The following is an 18,872-nucleotide window of genomic DNA, read 5'->3' on the forward strand; positions in this document are numbered from 1 at the left end:
CGGGCGACGGCTTCTCGGTCAGAATACGCTCGAAAAGCTGCTTGAAGACACTCTCGGATTGACGATACAGCGCGGGCAAGCCAGCGAACGTGCCATCCGTGCTGTTGAAGTACTTCTCAAGCGGCGTGTCGGAGAACACCAGGCGCCCGTCATACCTCATTCCGCTTGCGGCAAGCGCATTGCGATACCCTGCGTAACGGTCGAGCGTATACCGTTCAAAACCGAAACAAAAAAAACCGATGCGCTCAAAACCCTCGCTGACAAGGTGCTCTACAAGAAGGGATATCGACTGCTGCTCATCCGGGCCGACATAATTCCCCTGAGCGTGCCGATCATCGATGAGCATATTCACGAACGGTGCCGATCTTCCGATGCGTGTTGCGGGACTTGAAGGGGATAATTTCGTCCACGGGATGATGCCGAGAATGCCGCTGTAATCCCGATAGCGTTTTTCCGCAACGAATCGTTCTGGCGTAAGCGTTCTATCGAAGAACGATACTTCCGCATCATATTCGCGCGCTGCGTCAATGACGCCCCGATAGATGTCGTAATAATTCATCACCTGTCTGAACGCATTGAAATCATGCTCGCTGAAAATGCAGGCGAATCGCAGTGTGGACGGTTCTTTCACGGGGCGCATCGTTCGATGAAGCATAGTAACCATTCCGCGGGCTTGATCGTATTTCACATGGTACCGGTCCGGTATCGATCTGCAGATGCGATAATTATAGTCCGGCTGCGCCTGTGTGTCAAATCAGATCGAATGGCCGAACACGCCGAGTCACCACACTTTTTTCGTTGCGCGGAATTGCGTGGGTGTCATGCCGGTCTTACGGCGAAAGAGGCGGGCGAACACGGCGTATTCGTGAAATCCCGCCGCTTCGGCTATCCCTGCTACATCCATGCGGCTTGAACGCAGCATGTTCTTTGCGCTCCCGATGCGAAGGGAGAGGATATAGTCCCGCATGGTCTGACCGGTCGCGCGTTTAAAGAGCTTCGAGCCGTAGGTCTCGTCAAGGCCGGCGGATTCGGCCGCGGCGCGTACGGTGCAGTCGCCGTTCAGATGCGATGAGATGTAGCTGAGCATAGACCGCACACGCGGGCTTTCATGTGCGTTCGCATCGGTATCCGACGGCGATACACCGCGTGTTCCGGCCATCATCGAAAAAAGCGAGAAGAATTTCGCATGCACCGAGAGATCATAACCCGCTCTTTTTGCACCGAGCTCGGTCACGATAGACTCCATGAGCGATGCGACGGCAGGTGAATATCGCCGGGTGAATATAGGTCTTTCCTTCGAGATGCCTATCCGTGTGAGCAGCGCCTTGGCATCGGCGCCGTCAAAGGCTATCCAGGCATATCCCCACGGGTCATCAGCATCCGCGCCGTAGTCATGATACTGCCCGGGGAAAAAGAAGAAGCCGCTGCCGCGTGTCAGCGACCATTCTCTACCGTCTATGGCTACGCTGCCGTGACCGCTGAGCACATAATGGAAGAGATGATAATTCCTCAGCATGCGAATGCGCCCGACGGCGTGATGCCTGTCGTAGCCGGCAAAATGGATGCGTACGGCGAATGGCGTCATCGGCGCGTGATGTTCCTCTCTTTTGCGCTGCATGACGGACAGTATACGCATGAATCGTGACCGAAGCAAGGCCGTTAAGGACGGATAGTGCAATAGTAAATGCCGGAAAGTGTCATAGTCGAACGCGGCAGGGGATGATAGTATAGTGTCATACCGTCCGATGGGAGAAACCATGCGTCACTATCTGGAACCGGGGAATATACGGCGAACACAATGGCCGCTTCGTATGGCAGATAATATCAATCTCTATCTGGGGAGCGGCCGCGCCGGCGCGTCATTCGATGCATACGGTCTCATGGGCAACGGTTTCCGCGGCGAGAAGACGAGCGTCGGCGTGACATCGTTCATGCATGCGGACCATTGGCATCGCGGTGCGCACGGCATAGACAGCCGCCTTCATGCGTTCCGCATCGTATTTGCCGATGCTCTGCCGCCGGCACCCGAAGCGTATGAACAGTCGCTCGATCTCTACGATGGGCGTCTCGTCACCGCGCTTTCTTTCAGCGGCTTGCGGTATACGATAACGGCATTCTGCGATCCTGCCATGCCCGATATGCTCGCGCTCGACATCAGATATGATTCCACGACAATGGCAATGCCTTCGCTCCTGCTTGCGCCGGAGACAGAGCTTCCCGTATCGTACGGTGATGTGCTCGAGGGTTCGGCTGTACTTCAGTCGTCATCCATGGATACCGCGCTGCTGAAATTGTCGATAGGGACTGCAGAGAGCATCGTTGGTCTTCGCGTCATCAGCACGCGGGGGAAAGCCGTTCTCAGCGAGCGAGAGGATGGCATCGGCATATCGTTCAGCGGCGCGCGGGGTCGTCATCTCATACTTGCGGGGCTTGCATCGTGGAAGCGGCGCGTGGATCTCGTTCGGGCGCTTGCGTCCATTGTCGACGGCGAGCAGTATGCTGCCGATGCAGCGCATGCATGGCATGTCCGCTACGGAGATGCGGGGCTTTCCGTGCCGGTACCGAAGTATCAGGCCATGTGGGCGCGTTCGCTCTATTACACGCTTGCAAGCTACGGACCCGATATGAGAGCACCGGCGCAGCCCTGCGGATGGTCGGGGAATATGTGGCGCTATTCATTCCCGCAAGACCTGTCCTATATCCATCCGGCGCTTTTAAGGCTCGGCCATTATGACATAGCGCGCTCATGGGTGGAGTTCTATCACTCCTTCATCGACGATATGCGTTCGTTCACGAAGCGCATCTTCAAGGCCGACGGGACCATGTGGGCGTGGGAATTCCCCATCGCGAAATCGTCGCAGCTCCTCGATGCCGCACGTCCGGGAGAGCCGAACTGGTATCAGTATGAGATACACAATGCGGCGTATGTCGCGCGTATGGCGTATGAGACGGCGCTCCATTGCAATGACAGGAAGTGGGCGAGGGCTGTCGCTTGGCCGATAGTGAAAGCCACCGCCGATTTCTATGCGTCGGTACTGACGCGCGAAAAGAACGGCCGATACGGCATACGCATCTCTCCGTCCATGGGACAGGATGAGATGGGCGGACACAATAAAAAGAACTATCTCTGCGCGCTGTTCTCCGCCGAGTATGCTATAGGCAAAGCGCTCCTTCTTGCCAAAAGACTTTCCATCGAATGTGAGGACGCTCAGCAATGGCGCGCTGTCATGCGTGCCGGTCTCACCTACGATGCGCTTTACGATCCGAAAGAAGGCGTTTGCGGGATATACGAATCTTCCATCGAGGAGACGTTCGGGAAACAGAAACATCCGGTACAGCTGAATCCGCTCAACTTCCTCCCGCTCGGAAAACCCTCGCCGTTCACGGTGAAGGCGTACGAGCGGCGTTATGATATCTGCCGCGATGTAAAAGAGAACAGGTTCTATGGATGGACGCTTGCCGCGTTCTGGGTCGCATCGTCGCACATGGGCAGTGCGGATGGGCTTCTCGGCGATCTTTCGCAGGCGGGAAAAAGCCGCTATGTCGACCCCGATTGGCTGCAGATATATGAGACATCGCTCGGAACGGATATCGATGATGACCCGCGCGGGCTCATTGAGGCCCCGACCTGCTATTACGTAACGAGCCACGGGCTCTATCTGCAGGCGATGAACGACGCGCTCGTGTCGGACTATTTCGGCAAGACCGTTATCGGCGGCGCCTGCCCGCGCTCATGGGACGGCGTATCGTTCTCCAATTTCCGCACGCAGAACGGCGAGATAATAAGCGGCGAGATGGCCGGCGGGAAGTGGAAACTCTCACGAAAAAAAATGCGGTGAGACTGTTGCGAAAATGCTCTCGAAATATCATCGGAATAGAGAACAGCGGGTTGCAACCCGCTGTTCTCTATTCTCGCGACAATCTGGCGGATAGTACTTGCGATTGCAGTTGATGCACGATACAATCATCCATCGTTCGATATCTTTTTATCGGACAAGGATGCAGTATGAACGCGCTTTCGTTTTTTCAGATGCTCAACGGCTATCTCTGGGGTCCGCCGATGCTCGTGCTCCTTTTCGGCACGCATCTTTTTCTCACCGTGCGCACGGGTTTTGTTCAGCGGAAGCTGGGTGCGGCATTGCGCATCGCGTTCTCAAAGGAAAAGGGTGAAGGCGACGTGAGCCAGTTCGGCGCGCTCGCTACCGCGCTTGCGGCGACCATCGGGACGGGGAATATCGTCGGTGTCGCTACTGCGGTAGCGCTCGGCGGGCCGGGGGCGGTACTCTGGATATGGCTTACCGGCGTGTTCGGCATCGCCACAAAATACGGCGAGGCGCTCCTTGCGGTGAAATTCCGCGTGAAGGATGAGGTCGGCCAGATGCAGGGCGGGCCTATGTACGCGCTTGAACGCGGACTCAATATGAAATGGCTCGGCGTGATATTCGCTGTATTCACCGCGCTCGCGGCGTTCGGTATAGGCAATATGGTCCAGTCGAATTCGATAGCGCATCTTGTGTCGACGAAACTGAGCATTGCACCCTGGATAACCGGCATCGTCCTTGCCTTCATTACGGCGATAGTGATACTGGGCGGTGTGCGTTCGATAGCCGCGGCGTGCACGGCACTCGTGCCGTTCATGGCGGTGTTCTATGTCGCGGGATGCATCGTGATACTCGTGATCAATCGCGATTTTCTTCTCCCGGCGTGCTCATCGATCCTTGTCGAGGCGTTCCGCCCGAAGGCGGTGGGCGGCGGTGTTCTTGGGGCCGGCATTCTCATGGCGATGCGCTACGGTATTGCGCGGGGATTGTTCTCGAACGAGAGCGGCCTCGGTTCGGCGCCGATAGTCGCCGCTGCGGCGAAGACGAGGAACCCTGTGCGTCAGGCGCTCGTAAGTTCCACCGGCACCTTCTTCGATACTGTCATCATCTGTGCTCTTACCGGTCTTGTTGTGGTTTCTTCTATAGTTAAGAACAAAGCTGCCTTTGTCGGGCTCAACGGAGCGGCGCTTACATCGAAAGTTTTCGAAGCGATACCGGTCGTCGGCCCGATAGTGCTCGGTGTGGGGCTGTTCACCTTCGTCTATTCCACGATACTCGGCTGGTCGTATTACGGCGAGCGCGCGGTGGAATATCTTTTCGGCCGCCGGTCGGTGCTGCCGTATCGATTCCTCTGGATCATCGGCGTATTCGCCGGTGCGGTGATGTCCCTCCCGCTCGTGTGGGAAGCGGCCGACGCGATGAATGCGCTCATGGCGATACCCAATCTCGTCGCGCTTCTCCTCCTCTCCGGGCTCATTGCGAAAGAAACAAGATATTATCTCTGGGGCAACAGACTTGATAATGCCATGGTCGATGATGTCGACAAGGCGCTACGGGTGAGACCGGCAGGCAAGCGGCGTGCTCACGCATCCTGAAGCAGGACGAACCCCTTTCGTCCGAGATCATCGGCTGCGGCTATGAACGAGGCATGCGCGTTTCGCCAATGGCCGTCGAGATACCAACCCTTCGTCTGAATGAGATATTCGACGGGTGCGGGTGCCGTTTCGGGCGGGTCCATAGATATGTTCGCGATGATGTCAGGATCTCCCGCGAGGCCGGGGAGAAAGCGTTTTATCTCCGGCCCTGAATATGAGTCATAGTCCGGTGTCCTGTCCTCCTCGAATCGTTCGCCGGGCGCATTGCCGGGATGGAATTTGAGTTCGCCGTAAGAGAAGACGATCGAGGTGTCCTCGTGATCGCGCAATTCGGTCAATGCTATCGGTTCCGCAGGACCGTTTTCGTGCGGACGCCAGATGCGGCAGGCCATGTCGTTCGCACGAACGGACAGGATGAGATTCCACGTATCCCATTCGGGGCCTTTGCTCGGTACCGAGAGATGTATCAGGAATTCGGATGTATCCGGCAGCCAGCCGAGCACGTTCGCCCTGCGTTGAGCACCCATGGCGCTTGCGCGGCGGCACGGGAGCCTGAGCGGGAGCGCGCACGCACGGATGTCATCCCGTTCGGCAATGATGAAGCCGAATTCATCCTGTGCCGGCATCCATTCGCTTGTACTTGTACCGATGATGATGCGGTGATAAAACGCCATCGGTGGATGTTCGGTGCCCGCAGAAGGAACGGGGGAAAGCGAGGCCTTAATTTCCCAGATATGCTTTGACGATGTGCCGTCATAACGGCTGATGAACGGGGTGTACCTCCTCCGGGTTCCGCTGGCGGCACTTGCCAAAGCGCCGGCCGCTTCTCGGGCGAGTAGTCCGGGTGTTCCGTATAATACCCGGCAGAGCGATTCACTGTCGGTGAGGGCGGGGGCACTGAGCGCTGCGCCGGTGCGCTCCAGGTACATCGATGCCAATTTGATAAGCCCCGGATGTGGCGGGTCTCGGCGTATCCATTCTGCAATAGCATCCGTGAGCGAAGGCGAGGCGCCGCCGCGGAGCCATAGTGTCCATATTCCGAATAATGCTTTTTCCGGCGATGTATCACGTATCATCGCCGCCGCATCGGCGTCGGTGACGGACAGCTCGGGATATCGTCCGAAGCCGCTTTGCTCATCGAAAAGCACCAGGTCGAAATGGGCCGATCGTTCGCCGAAGAACGGAACGGAGGCGTTCATGACCGAACGGATAAGCCCTGCGGCATATATCGGCGGCGTGAGCGCGCTTACCATGGCACGCAGATGGAATGACGGCAGAAAGTCATGGTTCTCGATCCGTCCCCCGCGCGAGAAATCCTCTGCCGCAAGCGAAAGAAGAAGGTCATGCATCGCCGCATCGGCGGTCATCTCCGGTACGGCAAGATCGCTGATATACATGCAGGCATCATGCAGTTCCGCAGCAAGTCCGATCTTGAGCCATTGCATCATCCACGGGATGAGCGCCGTATCGCCTTCCTTGATGAGCGCGTGCATGGATGCAATGGCGGTGTGCATCGTGGCGCGTTCCTCATCGGAGCGGAATACGATATCGACCATGCCCGGGAGAGATCGCGCCCCCGCTGTTCCGGGCGCTTGAGGTGGTGCTGTGGTGCGCATGCTTTCTATCGCTGCTTCGACCGAGCCAGTCAGGAGCAATGTATCGATGTAGCGGGGAAACGCGTCCCTGAGCGTACGCCTGTCCCCCGGGGAGAGTGCATCCCTGTCAGAGATGAATGCGTCGATCGCGCTCATCGCAGAAGTATATCGGTACCGATGATGTTCGTCAATGCAGGGGAAGGATGCCTTCGTGAAAGCCTTGCGCATACGTTCGCTTCCTGTATACTTCCGTGCAAGGCACAGGACATCAATGAAGAAGCAATTCAGGGCGGAGCGCCGGCAATGCGCCATAGGATCGTACGAAACGATCGAGCTTTTGTCCGCCGGCATCGCCGTTATAGAGCGTCCCGCTGTACAACGCAGGCATTTCGATGATCTGTATACGTTCGAGTACGTGCTCGCCGGTTCGGGCACGGTCGCTCTCGGGAACGAAGTTCACTCCGTACGGGCGCATGATGTGTATATACTTCCCCGGGATGCGACGCATACGCTTACTGCGACAGATTGCCCATGGACGAAAATATGGTTCTGCCTGCGGGGCAGGCTTGTTGATGCGCTTGTCGATCTTTATGCCCTTCGCGGCGTTCACCGCATCGGCGCTTTCCGTCGGCCGGCGATATTCTCTTCCATCCGCGATATTGCTGCGAAACCGCCGGATGACGCTGCAGAGAAGATGTCCCTCGCGTTCCATTCGTTCTGCATCCAGGCGGAACGCATCTGCCGTACGAAACGCCGCTATTCCCATGAGATAGGAACGGTCATCCGCTATCTCGAGGCGCATATCGGTGATGAACTCTCCCTCGAAAAGATCGCCGCGCTCGCATCGCTTTCTTCATCGCAGATGACACGGCGCTTTCGTGCTGAGACCGGCACCACGCCGCATCACTACATCATATGCCGGAAGATAGATCGGGCAAAGATATTACTTTCGACGACAAATGCGGGACTCAGCGAGATCGCCCGCACGCTTGCGTTCACCGATCAGTATCACTTCTCGAACACGTTCAAGAAGCATGCCGGCATGCCGCCCGAGCGCTACCGAGACCGATGAGCACCGCTGCCTGTGCGCTTTTTTTGCATCGATGTGCCGATATTTTGCATTGATTCCCTGCCGTTCTGCATTATACTAAGCGTATGGAAAACAAATACCCTGTCTACGTAAGGGGCCGGCGATGAACCATTATCCGTTATTTCCCGATCGCAGAACATTGTCGCTCGACGGCGGCTGGGATTTTGTCTGGCTCGGCGATCATGATGTGAACGGGATAGATCCGTCACAGGTGACATACAATGAAACAATGGCGGTGCCGGGTGTTTTCGATACGAGCCCAGAGCATTTCGGTAAACGCGGCGTTGTCGTGTACCGCAAACGAGTAACGTTCTCTGCGGGAAGGAACGAGCGCCTGAGACTCAACATCGGCGGGATGGGACTGTTCGGCCGCATCTGGTGGGACGGGACACATATCAGCGATCATAAGATCCCCTATTCGAGTATTGCATACGATCTTCCCGCGGGCGGAAGTGAGCACGAGCTTGTGATTCTGATCGACAACAGGTATGACAAGATATCGATACCGCTGTTCCGACCGCATTTCGATCTGTACGGTTTCGGCGGCATATACCGCACGGTATCGGTGCAGTCGGTGCCGCAGTTCGCGGTACAGCGTGTGAGGATACAAACACTGTCAACGACAAAAGGGACCGTGCGGCTCAGGATGCTGTTCGACGGCGATATCCCCGCCGAGGTGAGCGGGACCTATCGATTCGACAGCGGTGCGGATAGAGCATTCCGGGAAAAACCGGTGAACGGCATGATCGATATAACGGCCGATGTTCCGGGGTTCAGAGTATGGTCGCCGGAAAAGCCGCATCTGCACACGGTGACCGTAACGACCGCTGAAGACCGCATCGTCGAACGATTCGGGATACGGACGATAGAGACGAAAGACCAGAAGATACTGCTCAACGGCGAAGCGGTCTTTCTCAAAGGCGTCAACCGGCATGAGTCGCATCCCGAATTCGGTCCGGTACAGAACGTACATCTGATGATGGATGATATCCATCTGCTCAGGGACCTCGGCTGCAATTTCGTGCGCTGCGTGCATTATCCGCAGGACCAGGCGTTCTTCGATCTCTGCGACGAGGTCGGCATGCTCGCATGGCAGGAAAGCATGGGGTGGAACGATACGGAGAACGACGCAAAGGACCAGGCGTATATCGATCTGCAGGTAAAGCAGACTAAGCTCATGGTCGAGAACAGCATCAATCATCCGTCGATAATCCTCTGGGGATTTCTCAATGAATGCTGCTCGGACACTGCCGGCGGCAAGGTGTTATATGGAAAACTTGCGCAGACGATACGTGCTGTCGAGCCCACGCTCCTTGTCACGTTCGCCTCAAGCCGGCATGAGCGGGATATCTGTCTCGAATTCGCCGATGTCATCGCGATGAACATCTATCCTGGATGGATCGGCGGGCACAAGGATTATACGACACCGTCGATCGCGTGGATAGAAGGGCGTGTCAATTCAATAGCTGAGTTCACCAACAGAGAGGACCTGAAACACAAACCGTTCATGCTCGGCGAGATCGGTGCATGCGGGCTGTACGGCTGTCATGACCGAGCGAACGCGCAGTGGTCGGAGGAATTCCAGGCGGGATATTTTGCCGAGGCGATACGCGCGGTGTTCGCGAACCCGCGGTATATCGGCATTGCGCTCTGGCAGTTCTTTGACACGAGGAGCTTCGTCAACGGCGGCGAGGTGCGGGTAAAGCCCCGCGGCTTTAACTGCGCCGGGCTTCTCGACGAATATCGCAGGCCGAAGATGGCGTACGATACGGTAAAAAAAATATTCAACGATGATCGCAGCGGATGGAGGAGAAAATGATCGTACAGACGAAAGATCGAAGATCGCAGCATCGTGCGGCCAAGGCGTGCAGATGTCGTTCACTGTTTCAAATAGCCCTCGCATGCCTGCTTTCTTCTCCCGCGGCGTACACATCGTTTAAGGTCGTCGCCGGCGATGAGTGGAAAGCGGTCGATATGTCGCGCACGACCATCGTGCCCGGGAGCGCGCTCGATTTCAGCGCACTCGTGGAGGACGGGCCTGCCGGAAAATACGGGCGTGTCATCGTCGGACGTGACGGGCAATTCACCTTTGAGAAGAGGCCGCAGACGCCGGTGCGTTTTTTTCCTATACATCCTATGTGCCGGAGCGCTCTTTCAATGAAAAAAATGTAAGCTACAAAGACTACCCCCTCTTGGCGGGAACGAAAGAGGGAGAGCACGCCGCGATCGCGGAGCATGTGAACGCCATCCGCCTTCAGGGCTACAATATGATACGGATACAGGGCATGGATATGGTGCTCAGCGTCGGGGCGCAGAATGACGGCGATCTGAACGCGGAAACCCTCGAGCGGTTTGATCGTCTGGTATTCTGTCTGAAACAAGCGGGCATTTATATCACCCTCGATATGGCATATCACGCGAGCTATCTGAAAGGCCGCTGGGACGAGGGGGATCAGCGGAATTTCCGGGAACGTTTTCTGGTCGATCCGTCATCCCGTGAACCGTGGGCGAACGGGGTGCGCGCTTTTCTCACACATCGCAACCCGTATACCGGTCTGTCCCTCGCGGACGATCCGGTGATGGCAACGATGACGTTCTGGAATGAGCAGGATATTTTCGTCGAAATAGGGTTCTTTCAGAAGCCGGATATCAAGCCGTTCGCGGATAAGCGCTGGCGCGACTTCCTCAGGAAGAGATACAACGATCGCATCGAGGCGCTCAGGGATGCATGGGGAACGGCTGAGAAGATACATTCCTTCGAGGATATCGGTTTTGAAAAAGCATATCCCCTGGAATACACCACGCGAGGCAATGACGCAGCCGTATTTGTCTACGAACTCCAAGCGGAGATGACCCGTTGGTATGAGAATACCGTGCGCGAGACAGGCTATAAAGGGCTTACGCATCAATACGATGCTATCATTCGTTTCCGGAACCATGCCGCACGAAACATCTCGCCGGTGGTTTCCATGCATACCTATCACAATCATCCGAAGGGTTTCAATACGCCCGGCTCAAAAATGGAACAGAACGGGGCTATTGCGACCAGCGCCGGCTATTGGCGTATTGCGGCGAATGCACGCTACCTCGATCGCCCCATGTTCGTGACGGAAAACAATTTCGGGTTCTGGGGGAAATATCGCCATGAAGCCGGTCTTCTCTACCCGTCCTATTCGGCGTTCCAGGGTTTTTCGGGACTTACCGTCCACTGCCAGCCCGTCATTATGGGACTGGCATACCCTATGGGGGTGTACTTTGCCGGACGCGATCCCATACAGCGGGCCAACCAGGTGCTCGCAACACTTCTTTTCGCGCGGGGCGATGTATCCCCGTCGGCGAGCGCCGTCAAGGTGCTCCTGTCCAAAGAGTACCTTTTTTCAGAGAACAATATGCTGAAAAAGATCAATGATAGCCAAAGCAGGATATCGCTGCTCTGCCGCTTCGGGCTCGGATCCGATATGCCCGCCCCCGCGGGTGTTCCGGCAGTACAAGCCAAAATGACCATACCCCCGGAGAGCGGTGGAGAGATGACGATAACTACCCATGCGGTCGCCGCATCCGATAGTGCGACATCCGGATCCGCTCAATGGGTAGAGCAGCTGAGAAAGGCGGGGCTTCTCTCTTCCGATAATCGAACGAGCGTCGAGGATGGCGTTTTTCAGACGGACACAAAAGAGATACTCATGAACGTTAAGGAGGAGTCCTTGACCGTCATCACTTCAAAAACCGAGGGTGCCGTTTTGAAAGAGGATCGGTCCATCACGCTTAAGAACATACGCATCGACAGTATGCCGGCAGCCTCTGCCGTTGCCGTATCCTCGCTTGACGGGGCGCCGATCGACAGGAGCAAACGCCTTCTGCTCGTGTATTCCACCGACGCGCTTAACACCGATTTCGAAGCGTCCGATGATCGCGTCACGCTCGTAAAACTCGGGACATTGCCGGTGCTGATGCGTACCGGTGCGCTTTCCGTCACGATCAAGAACACCCAGGGCAAGGCGATGACGCTTTGGGCGCTCGGTATCGACGGTTCGCGCAAAGAACAGCTGCCGATAGCGGAGAACGCGGACGGAAAAATGAAGATCGTCATCGATACAGCGAAGCTTAAGGACGGGCCGACGCCGTTCTTTGAACTTGCGGCCGAATAGGATCTGCCGATGCGATGCGCCTCGCGGTTGAGGCGGGGTGGCAGCTATCGATACAGTCTTCGGTACATGCTCGGCGTATACCGGAAATGTGCCTTGAATTGCCGCGAAAAACAGAAAATATCCGGGTATCCGAATCGTTCGCTTATTTCCGATATCGTGTGATGCCCGTCAAGCAGAAGCGCCGCGGCGGCGGAAAGTTTTTTCCGCAGGCGGAATTCTTTCGGGGCGATGCCGACGACATCGCGAAAGCGCTTTCGGAACGCCTCGTATCCCATGCCGGATGCGCGTGCGACCTTCTCCATAGAGATATTCCGCTCGATATTCGCTGAAAGAATGCGCTTTGCCGTATCGATGGATCTTCTCGATCGTCGATCGAATTCGACATTATCTGCGCGCGTTTTCATGTATGAGAGAAGATCGATGATATCGGGCAATAGACCTGCGAACGAACGCGCGTGACGGACGGACGTCAGTATCGCGCTCATCGCCGCTTTCATGGACGCATCGATGCCGATGCGGTAATGATCGCGCGAGGGCATGAGGCCGGCATCGACAGCCATCGTATACAAGCTTGTCGGCATGGCGAAATAGAACTCGCGCCAGCGCCGCCCCTTGTTCGGCTGTATCATATTGTCGACGTTGGGACGTCTGCAGACGAGATCGCCTGCGGCAAGTCGTATGCGCTCGCCGTTCGGCGGAACGAAAAGGCCCTCGCCTTCGAGGAGATAGAGGAAACGAAAGTCGGGAAAACCGACGGCGGTGCCGAGACGATGCGCGTGCTCCGCGAGATAGGTCAAATTCCCAGCGGCGATGAAGTGCTCGTCACTTTTCCCGAAATAGAAACGCAGCCGAGGCGAGAATTCGATGAGAATGTCGTTTTCGGGCATATACCAATTCTAACATACGCGCCCACTTTGTCCATACCCGATGCGGACGGATGCCGTTATACTTGAGGTGAATCAATTGACGGAGGCATCGGCATGGATAGAAGCAAAGAGATACGCAGGCTTTTCGCACTTTCAACGGATGATATGACCGCACAATGCAAGGGGCATCTCGTCATTACCGAAACGCTCGATGAGCTCTATCACTTTCTGGCGCGGCGCATGGTCGACGATTTTGCCCGTGCCGCGCGTGAAAAACGCATGACGGGGTATATCATGCCGGTGGGGCCCACACAGCCGTATGCGAACATGGCGCGCATGATCAATGATGAGCAGATCGATCTGCACGCGTGTACGTTCTTTTTCATGGATGAGTACTGCACTGATGACGGCGAACTTGTCCCTGCTGACAGCCCCATCAGTTTCCGCGGACAGGTGCGCCGCATCTTCTTCGATCTCATCGATAAAAAACTCCGCCCGGATGACGATGCCATCGTGTTCCCGACGCCGGAGAATTGCGCCGCGCTCCCCGGACTGATAGCAAAAGCAGGCGGGATAGAGGTCTGCTACGGCGGCATAGGCATTCACGGGCATCTCGCGTTCAACGAACCCGCCCCCGGAATAAAAGACACCGGACCGCGCATCATCGACATCAATGAGTTTACACGTACGCTCGATGCATCGCGCCATTCCTACGGCGGCAATCTCATCAATTTCCCGCGGAAAGCGATAACCCTCGGCATGCGCGAGATACTCGGGGCGCGAAAACTTCTGCTCATGACGCGCAATGAATCGAAGGATTTTCAATGGGCGAACACTGCGCTGCGCATAGCCGCGATGGGCGAACCGGGCGATGATTACCCGGTAACGCATATTCGAGGGCATAAGGACTATATCGTCGCTACCGACAGGGCGACGGCAACGGCGCCGAAGATAATCCTGTAACGGAGAGCGCAATGATCATCGATGCGCACGCACATTTACGCCGCGGATGCACGGACCTCGACGATATCGTTGCGAGCAGGAAGGTAGAGTCTCTGTGGATAATGGACCTTTCCGGCGCGAATATCAGCTATGCGCCGTACGCGACGGAAGCGGAAGTGCTGACAGCGGCGAGGCGGTATCCGGGCTTCATCGTGCCGTTCGGTTATCTTGATCTGTCCGGAAATCCTGAAAACATCGATGCGCTCTGCGAGAAAGGTTTTATCGGATTAAAGCCGTACAAGCCGGTGAAGCCGTACGATCATCACGACTATTTTCCGTTCTATGAACGGGCATCGTCGCTCGGTATGCCGATACTTTTTCACACCGGTATCGTTTCATACGGAAAACCCGGCGAGCAGAACGCATCGCTCGGCCACGGGTGCAGCACGATGCGCCCGTCATATCTTGCGTCGATAGCGGAGGCATTTCCCGCGCTTACCATCATCGGCGGGCATCTCGGTTATCCGTGGCTTGATGAGACGGAAATGAACCTGTACTACTATCCGAACATCTATCATGACCTCAGCGGATATCGAAAGGACATCGAATGGTTCATTCGCATCCTCGACAGGAAATGCAATGACGGGACGAAACGATATTTCAACGAGAAGATATTGTTCGCTACTGATGCATTGTACGGAACGCCGGAGTCCAATGCGTACGCGCTCAAGCTGGTGCAGTTCTGGGAGCTGTTTCTCGAGATGATAGGCGGGAATTATTATCGCTGGGGTGAACCGAGCGAACGGGAGAACGTGCTGTGCGGCAACGCAAGAAAAATACAAAATGAATTCGCCCCCGGCTGGCGCTAAATGCGGGGGTGTGGTATATATACGCGCCGCGGTATGTTGCCGTGCCATACGATGCATTCGAACAGGGAGCTGCCATGAAAAAGAACAGACGATCATATGTGCGCTGCTTTCATCTCGATCTGAAAGGGCTTCCACCGACGGCGAAGCGCCTCATGAAATTGCTCGATCTCCTTCACGCGGCGAAGTACAATGCGATTCTTGTCGAATGGGAGGATATGTTCCCGTGGACGGTCGATGAACGCTTCCGCTGCGAAACGGCATACAGCATCGCCGAGGTGAAACGGTTCGCTGCGAAAGCGAAGCGGCTCGGGATAGAGCTCATTCCGCTCGTGCAATGTCTCGGCCATATGGAGATGGTGCTCCGTCATAAGAGATATGCGCGTATGCAGGAGGTCGCCGGACAGAACGATGCTATCAATCCGCTTGCGCCGGGAGCGGCCGATTTGATACGCGATATGGTCCGCGATGTTCTTTCCGTTATCCCCGATGTCCGGTATTTCCATTTAGGCGGCGATGAGGCGTGGACATTCGGTACGCATAAAGATACGCGAGCATACATAAAGAAGCACGGTGCGAGCGCTCTTTATATCGATTGCCTCAAGCCGCTGCTCTCGGAGCTCAACGGACGCGGCATACGCCCGATACTCTGGCATGATATGATGGTCGATTGGGATGCGAACGCGCTCCGTACATTGGGTACGCTTGCCGATCTCTGCGTCTGGGGCTATTCGCCCTACGACAGGAAAAAACGTCCCTGGCTTCATCCCCTCGTGAAGGGCGATACGCCGAACCCATGGCCCATCATCGCCGGGGGTGTCGGCGCTGTCACTGAACGGCTCATCAAGCATTTTCAGGCGAACGGCATCACGCTCTGGGGTGCTTCTGCGTTCAAGTCCATGGAGCACCGCGAGGATGCAGATGAGCGCAAAGAGAACTGCCTTCTCTGGGCACAGATAGCGGAGCGGTACGGCATGACCGGTGTCGTTGCAACGGGCTGGAGCAGGAATAATTCCAATGAGCTGCAGCGAACGCCGATAGACAGCAATCTCGATCTTCTCGTCTATGCAGGTCTTGTCATGGCCGGTCATCGAAAGGATGCATACAAGGATGCGGAGCGTGTGCTCAAACGTGCCGGCGAGTGGAAGCGCTTCTCCGATTCAAGTGGCGCGACAAGGCGTATGGATATCATGAGGATAGAATCGTGGAAGAAGATACAGATGCTCTGGGAGTATGCCGCGGAAGCGAAGATCGACCCGGCGCGGCGGGAGAATGTTGTGGCCGTGAAGAATCTCGGATATCTTGACAGCCAGATAGCATCGATGAAGCAGTTCGCCGCTATGTTCACAAAAGCATCAGCAGGGAGTATGTTCCCTGTGTGGGCGAAACGCTACACGGATGCGCGTATACTGCCTGTCGTTGAGCAGCGGATGCTTCTGAAGAAAAACCATCGAGCTTGAAAGAGGTTTCGTCGTTTCTTGGCTTTATCCATGACTTGAAGATTTTCCGGTACTGAGTATACTGCCATTGTTGATTCCTGATGAATGCTTTTGTAATTATAAGGAGCGGTTATGGGCGCACAATGGACCGAGCACAAGGGGAAAAAGATCATAGTCATCTCGTACGGCGGGCTTTCACCGGAACAGATGCTCGATCAGATACGCGAGGCGACAAAAATGATAGTCGCGTCCGGGTCCAACGAGAATCTCTCGCTCACCGATGTGACGGGCTGCTTTGTCAACGATGCGTTCATCGAGCTCGCAAAACAGGAAGGCGCGAAATCGCTGCCGCTCACGAAAAAAGCGGCCATCGTCGGCATTACCGGTGTGAAGCGCATACTTCTCAACGCCGTGAACATGGTTTCCCCGAAATCAAGAAAGCCGTTCGATACCGTGGAGCAGGCGAAGGATTGGCTTGTCGAATAGCCGGGGAGACGGCTCTCAGAACACGATGATGCGGTAACTCGTGGCGAATGTCCTCTGCGGCTCGAGCATGCGTATGCCTTCTTTCACCGTTATGTCAGGGGATGCATCAACGCGCGGCATGATGCCGTGCCACGGTTCGAGGCAGATGAACGGGGCCTCGGCGGACGGCGACCATATGCCGAAACAGGGGAATTCTTCGAATTGCACGGTAACGCCGTGATGCGACACCCGTGAAGCAAGCGTCATCTTCCGTGAGCGGAGGTTCGCGAGCGCGAGCGCGCCGCGTGAGAATGTGTCATCGGTGATGCGCATGAGCGATCCGTTCAATGCTGCATCATTGTTCTCGGCAGTGTTCTCTTTATTAAGATAGCGCCGCGATGCGGTCTCATCTCTTTCGAACATGATATCGAAATCGTTCTTCGATCCGCCTTTCTCAAGGGGCGTATTGAATCCGGCATGACCGCCGACGGAAAAGTACATGCTGTCGCGGCCGATGTTCTCAACGATGTAATCGGTAATGAGCGAGTAATTATCCAGCCGATAGCCGATGGTGAAGCGGAAATCGAAGGGATACTGTTTTTTCGTCGATGCATCGCTCGTAAGCTGGAACATCATGCGGTCGTCGGTCTGCGCTATGCATTGAAAATCCATATCGCGGGCGAAACCGTGATTGCCGATGGTGTACGATTCACCGCGGTAGCGATAGGTGTTCTCATGGCATGCCCCGATGATGGGAAAAAGCACCGGTGATCGGCGCGGCCAGAATGCGGCATCGCCCTGCCAGAGGTATTCGATATCGTTCGAGCGAATGCTCATAAGCTCGCCGCCTTTATCGTCGGTGCTGACCGTTATCGTTTTATTTGATATCGTCGTCATGTGTGCCTCGTACAATGGTATGCGTGCAGTATACAGGCCTCCCGGGAAAATACCAGCGTACATTACTGTGAGAGACTTCCAATGGTCAGGCCCGATGGCGATGGAACGCCGGGATACCGGTTACGGGATCGTTATGGTCCTGCCTGTCCCGGTGAAGTTCGAACCGGGTATGGTTATCGCCTGAACATTCGTTCTTACGCTCTGCAGCGCTTCGTAGTACCCGATGAAGGTGAGTGTCAGCCGAACGATGTTCGTTCGTATGCTCCAGTTTCCGTTCGAAAGATACGATATTCCGATAGCGCCCGATACATCGCCGGTGCCGTGTACCGACCCGTCGGTGTTGAGCGTTACCGTGAACCGCAATGTATCGTCTGGGCCGGGTGCTTCGCGGACGATCGTAGAGCCTGCGATCTGTTCCGCGGAGATCGGGGTCTGTTCCGCGGGCTTCGAACATCCGATCGTTACGAGCATGAGCGTCAGTGCCGCAATGAATGCAGCCGGAATAAAGGCAGCGCGCATTTTCTTTCCTCCAGCCGTTTTGGATATCCAGCTCACTTTCGGTGATACAATGACGGGCGTCAGCCGCACCGTTTCGTACGGCTGACCGCCCGTCGATGGGCTTCTTACCTACATGAATCGATGCCGCTATTTTGCGGCTTTTGCCTTCTGGAATTCTTCCCTGAGCGCCTTTTCCTCAGTGGGGTAATCCTTGTCGATCTTCGCAACGAACTGATCCTTGCTCAGTGATGCAAGGTCTTTCGCGACGCCAGCCGATTTTCTTTCGATCCAGTCATTGTCTACAATGCTTTTACCATCACCATCGGTATACGAACTGGGGTCCTTGGCTTTCTTCCGGAACACAATGATCGCCATCGTTACTTTTGCCGCGTTCTTCTGTCCGTCTGCGGATGAAATATCGATCGATTTTGCGACCGTGGTAAGATTCTTCATGACGGCGACATAGGCGTCTTCGGTAATTGCCTTGTAGTCAGCTGCTATCACGAGCGAAATGAGCTTAGCCGTATCCTTTTCGGTCGCAAGCGGATTGGCTGCTTTCGGGGCTGCTTTTGCGGGGGCGGCAAATGCGGAAACCGCCAGTGCAAACAATACGAACGGGAATATGATCTTCTTCATTTGAACTCTCCTGT

17 protein-coding genes are annotated in these 18,872 nt (G+C 55.8%); 10 read left to right on the forward strand and 7 right to left on the reverse strand.

The window, feature by feature from the left end:
• Both AABZ39_17285 and AABZ39_17290 read right to left on the reverse strand, forming a co-directional pair.
• Positions 1-655: hypothetical protein (locus AABZ39_17285; protein MEK6796535.1), on the reverse strand; the 655-nt coding region annotated here is incomplete at its 3' end.
• Between the two features lie 126 nt (positions 656-781).
• Complete coding sequence (locus AABZ39_17290; protein ID MEK6796536.1) at positions 782-1,618, reverse strand: AraC family ligand binding domain-containing protein; 837 nt, start codon at positions 1,616-1,618, stop codon at positions 782-784.
• A 139-nt stretch (positions 1,619-1,757) separates the two neighbouring features.
• On the opposite strand from AABZ39_17290, the gene AABZ39_17295 reads away from it, so the two are divergent.
• Both AABZ39_17295 and AABZ39_17300 read left to right on the forward strand, forming a co-directional pair.
• Positions 1,758-3,839 carry a hypothetical protein gene (locus AABZ39_17295; protein ID MEK6796537.1) on the forward strand — a complete coding sequence of 694 codons (2,082 nt, stop codon included), beginning with the start codon at positions 1,758-1,760 and terminating at the stop codon, positions 3,837-3,839.
• Positions 3,840-4,006: 167 nt separating this feature from the next.
• A complete protein-coding gene (locus tag AABZ39_17300; GenBank protein MEK6796538.1) occupies positions 4,007-5,416 on the forward strand; it encodes a sodium:alanine symporter family protein in 1,410 nt (469 codons plus the stop codon).
• On the opposite strand, the gene AABZ39_17305 is transcribed toward AABZ39_17300, so the two are convergent.
• Positions 5,404-7,167: a hypothetical protein gene (locus AABZ39_17305; protein ID MEK6796539.1), complete on the reverse strand. Its 1,764-nt coding sequence runs from the start codon at positions 7,165-7,167 to the stop codon at positions 5,404-5,406. The genes AABZ39_17300 and AABZ39_17305 overlap by 13 nt on opposite strands.
• A gap of 55 nt (positions 7,168-7,222) precedes the next feature.
• Here AABZ39_17305 and AABZ39_17310 point away from each other — a divergent pair, with 55 nt between their 5' ends.
• From AABZ39_17310 to AABZ39_17325, 4 genes are all read left to right on the forward strand, one after another.
• On the forward strand, positions 7,223-8,083 hold the full coding sequence (locus AABZ39_17310; GenBank protein MEK6796540.1) for an AraC family transcriptional regulator: 861 nt from the start codon (positions 7,223-7,225) through the stop codon (positions 8,081-8,083).
• Positions 8,084-8,204: 121 nt separating this feature from the next.
• The gene (locus tag AABZ39_17315; GenBank protein MEK6796541.1) at positions 8,205-9,920 is read left to right on the forward strand and encodes a glycoside hydrolase family 2 TIM barrel-domain containing protein; all 1,716 of its coding nucleotides are present in this window, start codon (positions 8,205-8,207) and stop codon (positions 9,918-9,920) included.
• On the forward strand, positions 9,917-10,273 hold the full coding sequence (locus AABZ39_17320; GenBank protein MEK6796542.1) for a hypothetical protein: 357 nt from the start codon (positions 9,917-9,919) through the stop codon (positions 10,271-10,273). Before AABZ39_17315 ends, AABZ39_17320 begins: the two co-directional genes overlap by 4 nt.
• A gap of 65 nt (positions 10,274-10,338) precedes the next feature.
• Positions 10,339-12,249, forward strand: coding sequence for a hypothetical protein (locus AABZ39_17325; GenBank protein ID MEK6796543.1), 1,911 nt, complete (start codon positions 10,339-10,341; stop codon positions 12,247-12,249).
• Between the two features lie 44 nt (positions 12,250-12,293).
• Here the strand turns inward: AABZ39_17325 and AABZ39_17330 are convergent, their stop codons facing one another.
• The gene (locus AABZ39_17330; GenBank protein ID MEK6796544.1) at positions 12,294-13,136 is read right to left on the reverse strand and encodes an AraC family transcriptional regulator; all 843 of its coding nucleotides are present in this window, start codon (positions 13,134-13,136) and stop codon (positions 12,294-12,296) included.
• A gap of 93 nt (positions 13,137-13,229) precedes the next feature.
• Here AABZ39_17330 and AABZ39_17335 point away from each other — a divergent pair, with 93 nt between their 5' ends.
• The 4 genes from AABZ39_17335 (at position 13,230) to AABZ39_17350 (ending at position 16,848) form a co-directional block, all read left to right on the forward strand.
• Complete coding sequence (locus AABZ39_17335) at positions 13,230-14,078, forward strand: hypothetical protein (protein ID MEK6796545.1); 849 nt, start codon at positions 13,230-13,232, stop codon at positions 14,076-14,078.
• Positions 14,079-14,089: 11 nt separating this feature from the next.
• Entirely contained in the window at positions 14,090-14,926 is an 837-nt protein-coding gene (locus tag AABZ39_17340) for an amidohydrolase family protein (GenBank protein MEK6796546.1), read from the forward strand.
• Positions 14,927-15,000: 74 nt separating this feature from the next.
• The gene (locus AABZ39_17345; protein ID MEK6796547.1) at positions 15,001-16,383 is read left to right on the forward strand and encodes a family 20 glycosylhydrolase; all 1,383 of its coding nucleotides are present in this window, start codon (positions 15,001-15,003) and stop codon (positions 16,381-16,383) included.
• A gap of 111 nt (positions 16,384-16,494) precedes the next feature.
• On the forward strand, positions 16,495-16,848 hold the full coding sequence (locus tag AABZ39_17350; GenBank protein ID MEK6796548.1) for a hypothetical protein: 354 nt from the start codon (positions 16,495-16,497) through the stop codon (positions 16,846-16,848).
• Positions 16,849-16,863: 15 nt separating this feature from the next.
• Here the strand turns inward: AABZ39_17350 and AABZ39_17355 are convergent, their stop codons facing one another.
• The 3 genes from AABZ39_17355 to AABZ39_17365 all read right to left on the reverse strand — a co-directional run bounded on the left by AABZ39_17355 (position 16,864) and on the right by AABZ39_17365 (position 18,858).
• Positions 16,864-17,724 carry an aldose 1-epimerase family protein gene (locus AABZ39_17355; protein MEK6796549.1) on the reverse strand — a complete coding sequence of 287 codons (861 nt, stop codon included), beginning with the start codon at positions 17,722-17,724 and terminating at the stop codon, positions 16,864-16,866.
• A gap of 120 nt (positions 17,725-17,844) precedes the next feature.
• Entirely contained in the window at positions 17,845-18,243 is a 399-nt protein-coding gene (locus AABZ39_17360; GenBank protein MEK6796550.1) for a hypothetical protein, read from the reverse strand.
• Between the two features lie 126 nt (positions 18,244-18,369).
• Complete coding sequence (locus AABZ39_17365; GenBank protein ID MEK6796551.1) at positions 18,370-18,858, reverse strand: hypothetical protein; 489 nt, start codon at positions 18,856-18,858, stop codon at positions 18,370-18,372.
• Positions 18,859-18,872 lie beyond the last annotated feature (14 nt).

It is taken from the genome of Spirochaetota bacterium (assembly GCA_038043445.1).
Taxonomy (GTDB): Bacteria; Spirochaetota; Brachyspiria; order Brachyspirales; family JACRPF01; genus JBBTBY01.

Excerpts from the sequence above, each read along its gene's own strand:
- AABZ39_17315 (MEK6796541.1), top strand. The coding sequence starts at position 8,205 with ATGAACCATTATCCGTTATTTCCCGATCGCAGAACATTGTCGCTCGAC.
- AABZ39_17290 (MEK6796536.1), bottom strand. The coding sequence starts at position 1,618 with ATGCAGCGCAAAAGAGAGGAACATCACGCGCCGATGACGCCATTCGCC.
- AABZ39_17300 (MEK6796538.1), top strand. The coding sequence starts at position 4,007 with ATGAACGCGCTTTCGTTTTTTCAGATGCTCAACGGCTATCTCTGGGGT.
- AABZ39_17335 (MEK6796545.1), top strand. The coding sequence starts at position 13,230 with ATGGATAGAAGCAAAGAGATACGCAGGCTTTTCGCACTTTCAACGGAT.
- AABZ39_17355 (MEK6796549.1), bottom strand. The coding sequence starts at position 17,724 with ATGACGACGATATCAAATAAAACGATAACGGTCAGCACCGACGATAAA.
- AABZ39_17330 (MEK6796544.1), bottom strand. The coding sequence starts at position 13,136 with ATGCCCGAAAACGACATTCTCATCGAATTCTCGCCTCGGCTGCGTTTC.
- AABZ39_17340 (MEK6796546.1), top strand. The coding sequence starts at position 14,090 with ATGATCATCGATGCGCACGCACATTTACGCCGCGGATGCACGGACCTC.
- AABZ39_17295 (MEK6796537.1), top strand. The coding sequence starts at position 1,758 with ATGCGTCACTATCTGGAACCGGGGAATATACGGCGAACACAATGGCCG.
- AABZ39_17350 (MEK6796548.1), top strand. The coding sequence starts at position 16,495 with ATGGGCGCACAATGGACCGAGCACAAGGGGAAAAAGATCATAGTCATC.
- AABZ39_17305 (MEK6796539.1), bottom strand. The coding sequence starts at position 7,167 with ATGAGCGCGATCGACGCATTCATCTCTGACAGGGATGCACTCTCCCCG.
- AABZ39_17365 (MEK6796551.1), bottom strand. The coding sequence starts at position 18,858 with ATGAAGAAGATCATATTCCCGTTCGTATTGTTTGCACTGGCGGTTTCC.
- AABZ39_17345 (MEK6796547.1), top strand. The coding sequence starts at position 15,001 with ATGAAAAAGAACAGACGATCATATGTGCGCTGCTTTCATCTCGATCTG.
- AABZ39_17320 (MEK6796542.1), top strand. The coding sequence starts at position 9,917 with ATGATCGTACAGACGAAAGATCGAAGATCGCAGCATCGTGCGGCCAAG.
- AABZ39_17360 (MEK6796550.1), bottom strand. The coding sequence starts at position 18,243 with ATGCGCGCTGCCTTTATTCCGGCTGCATTCATTGCGGCACTGACGCTC.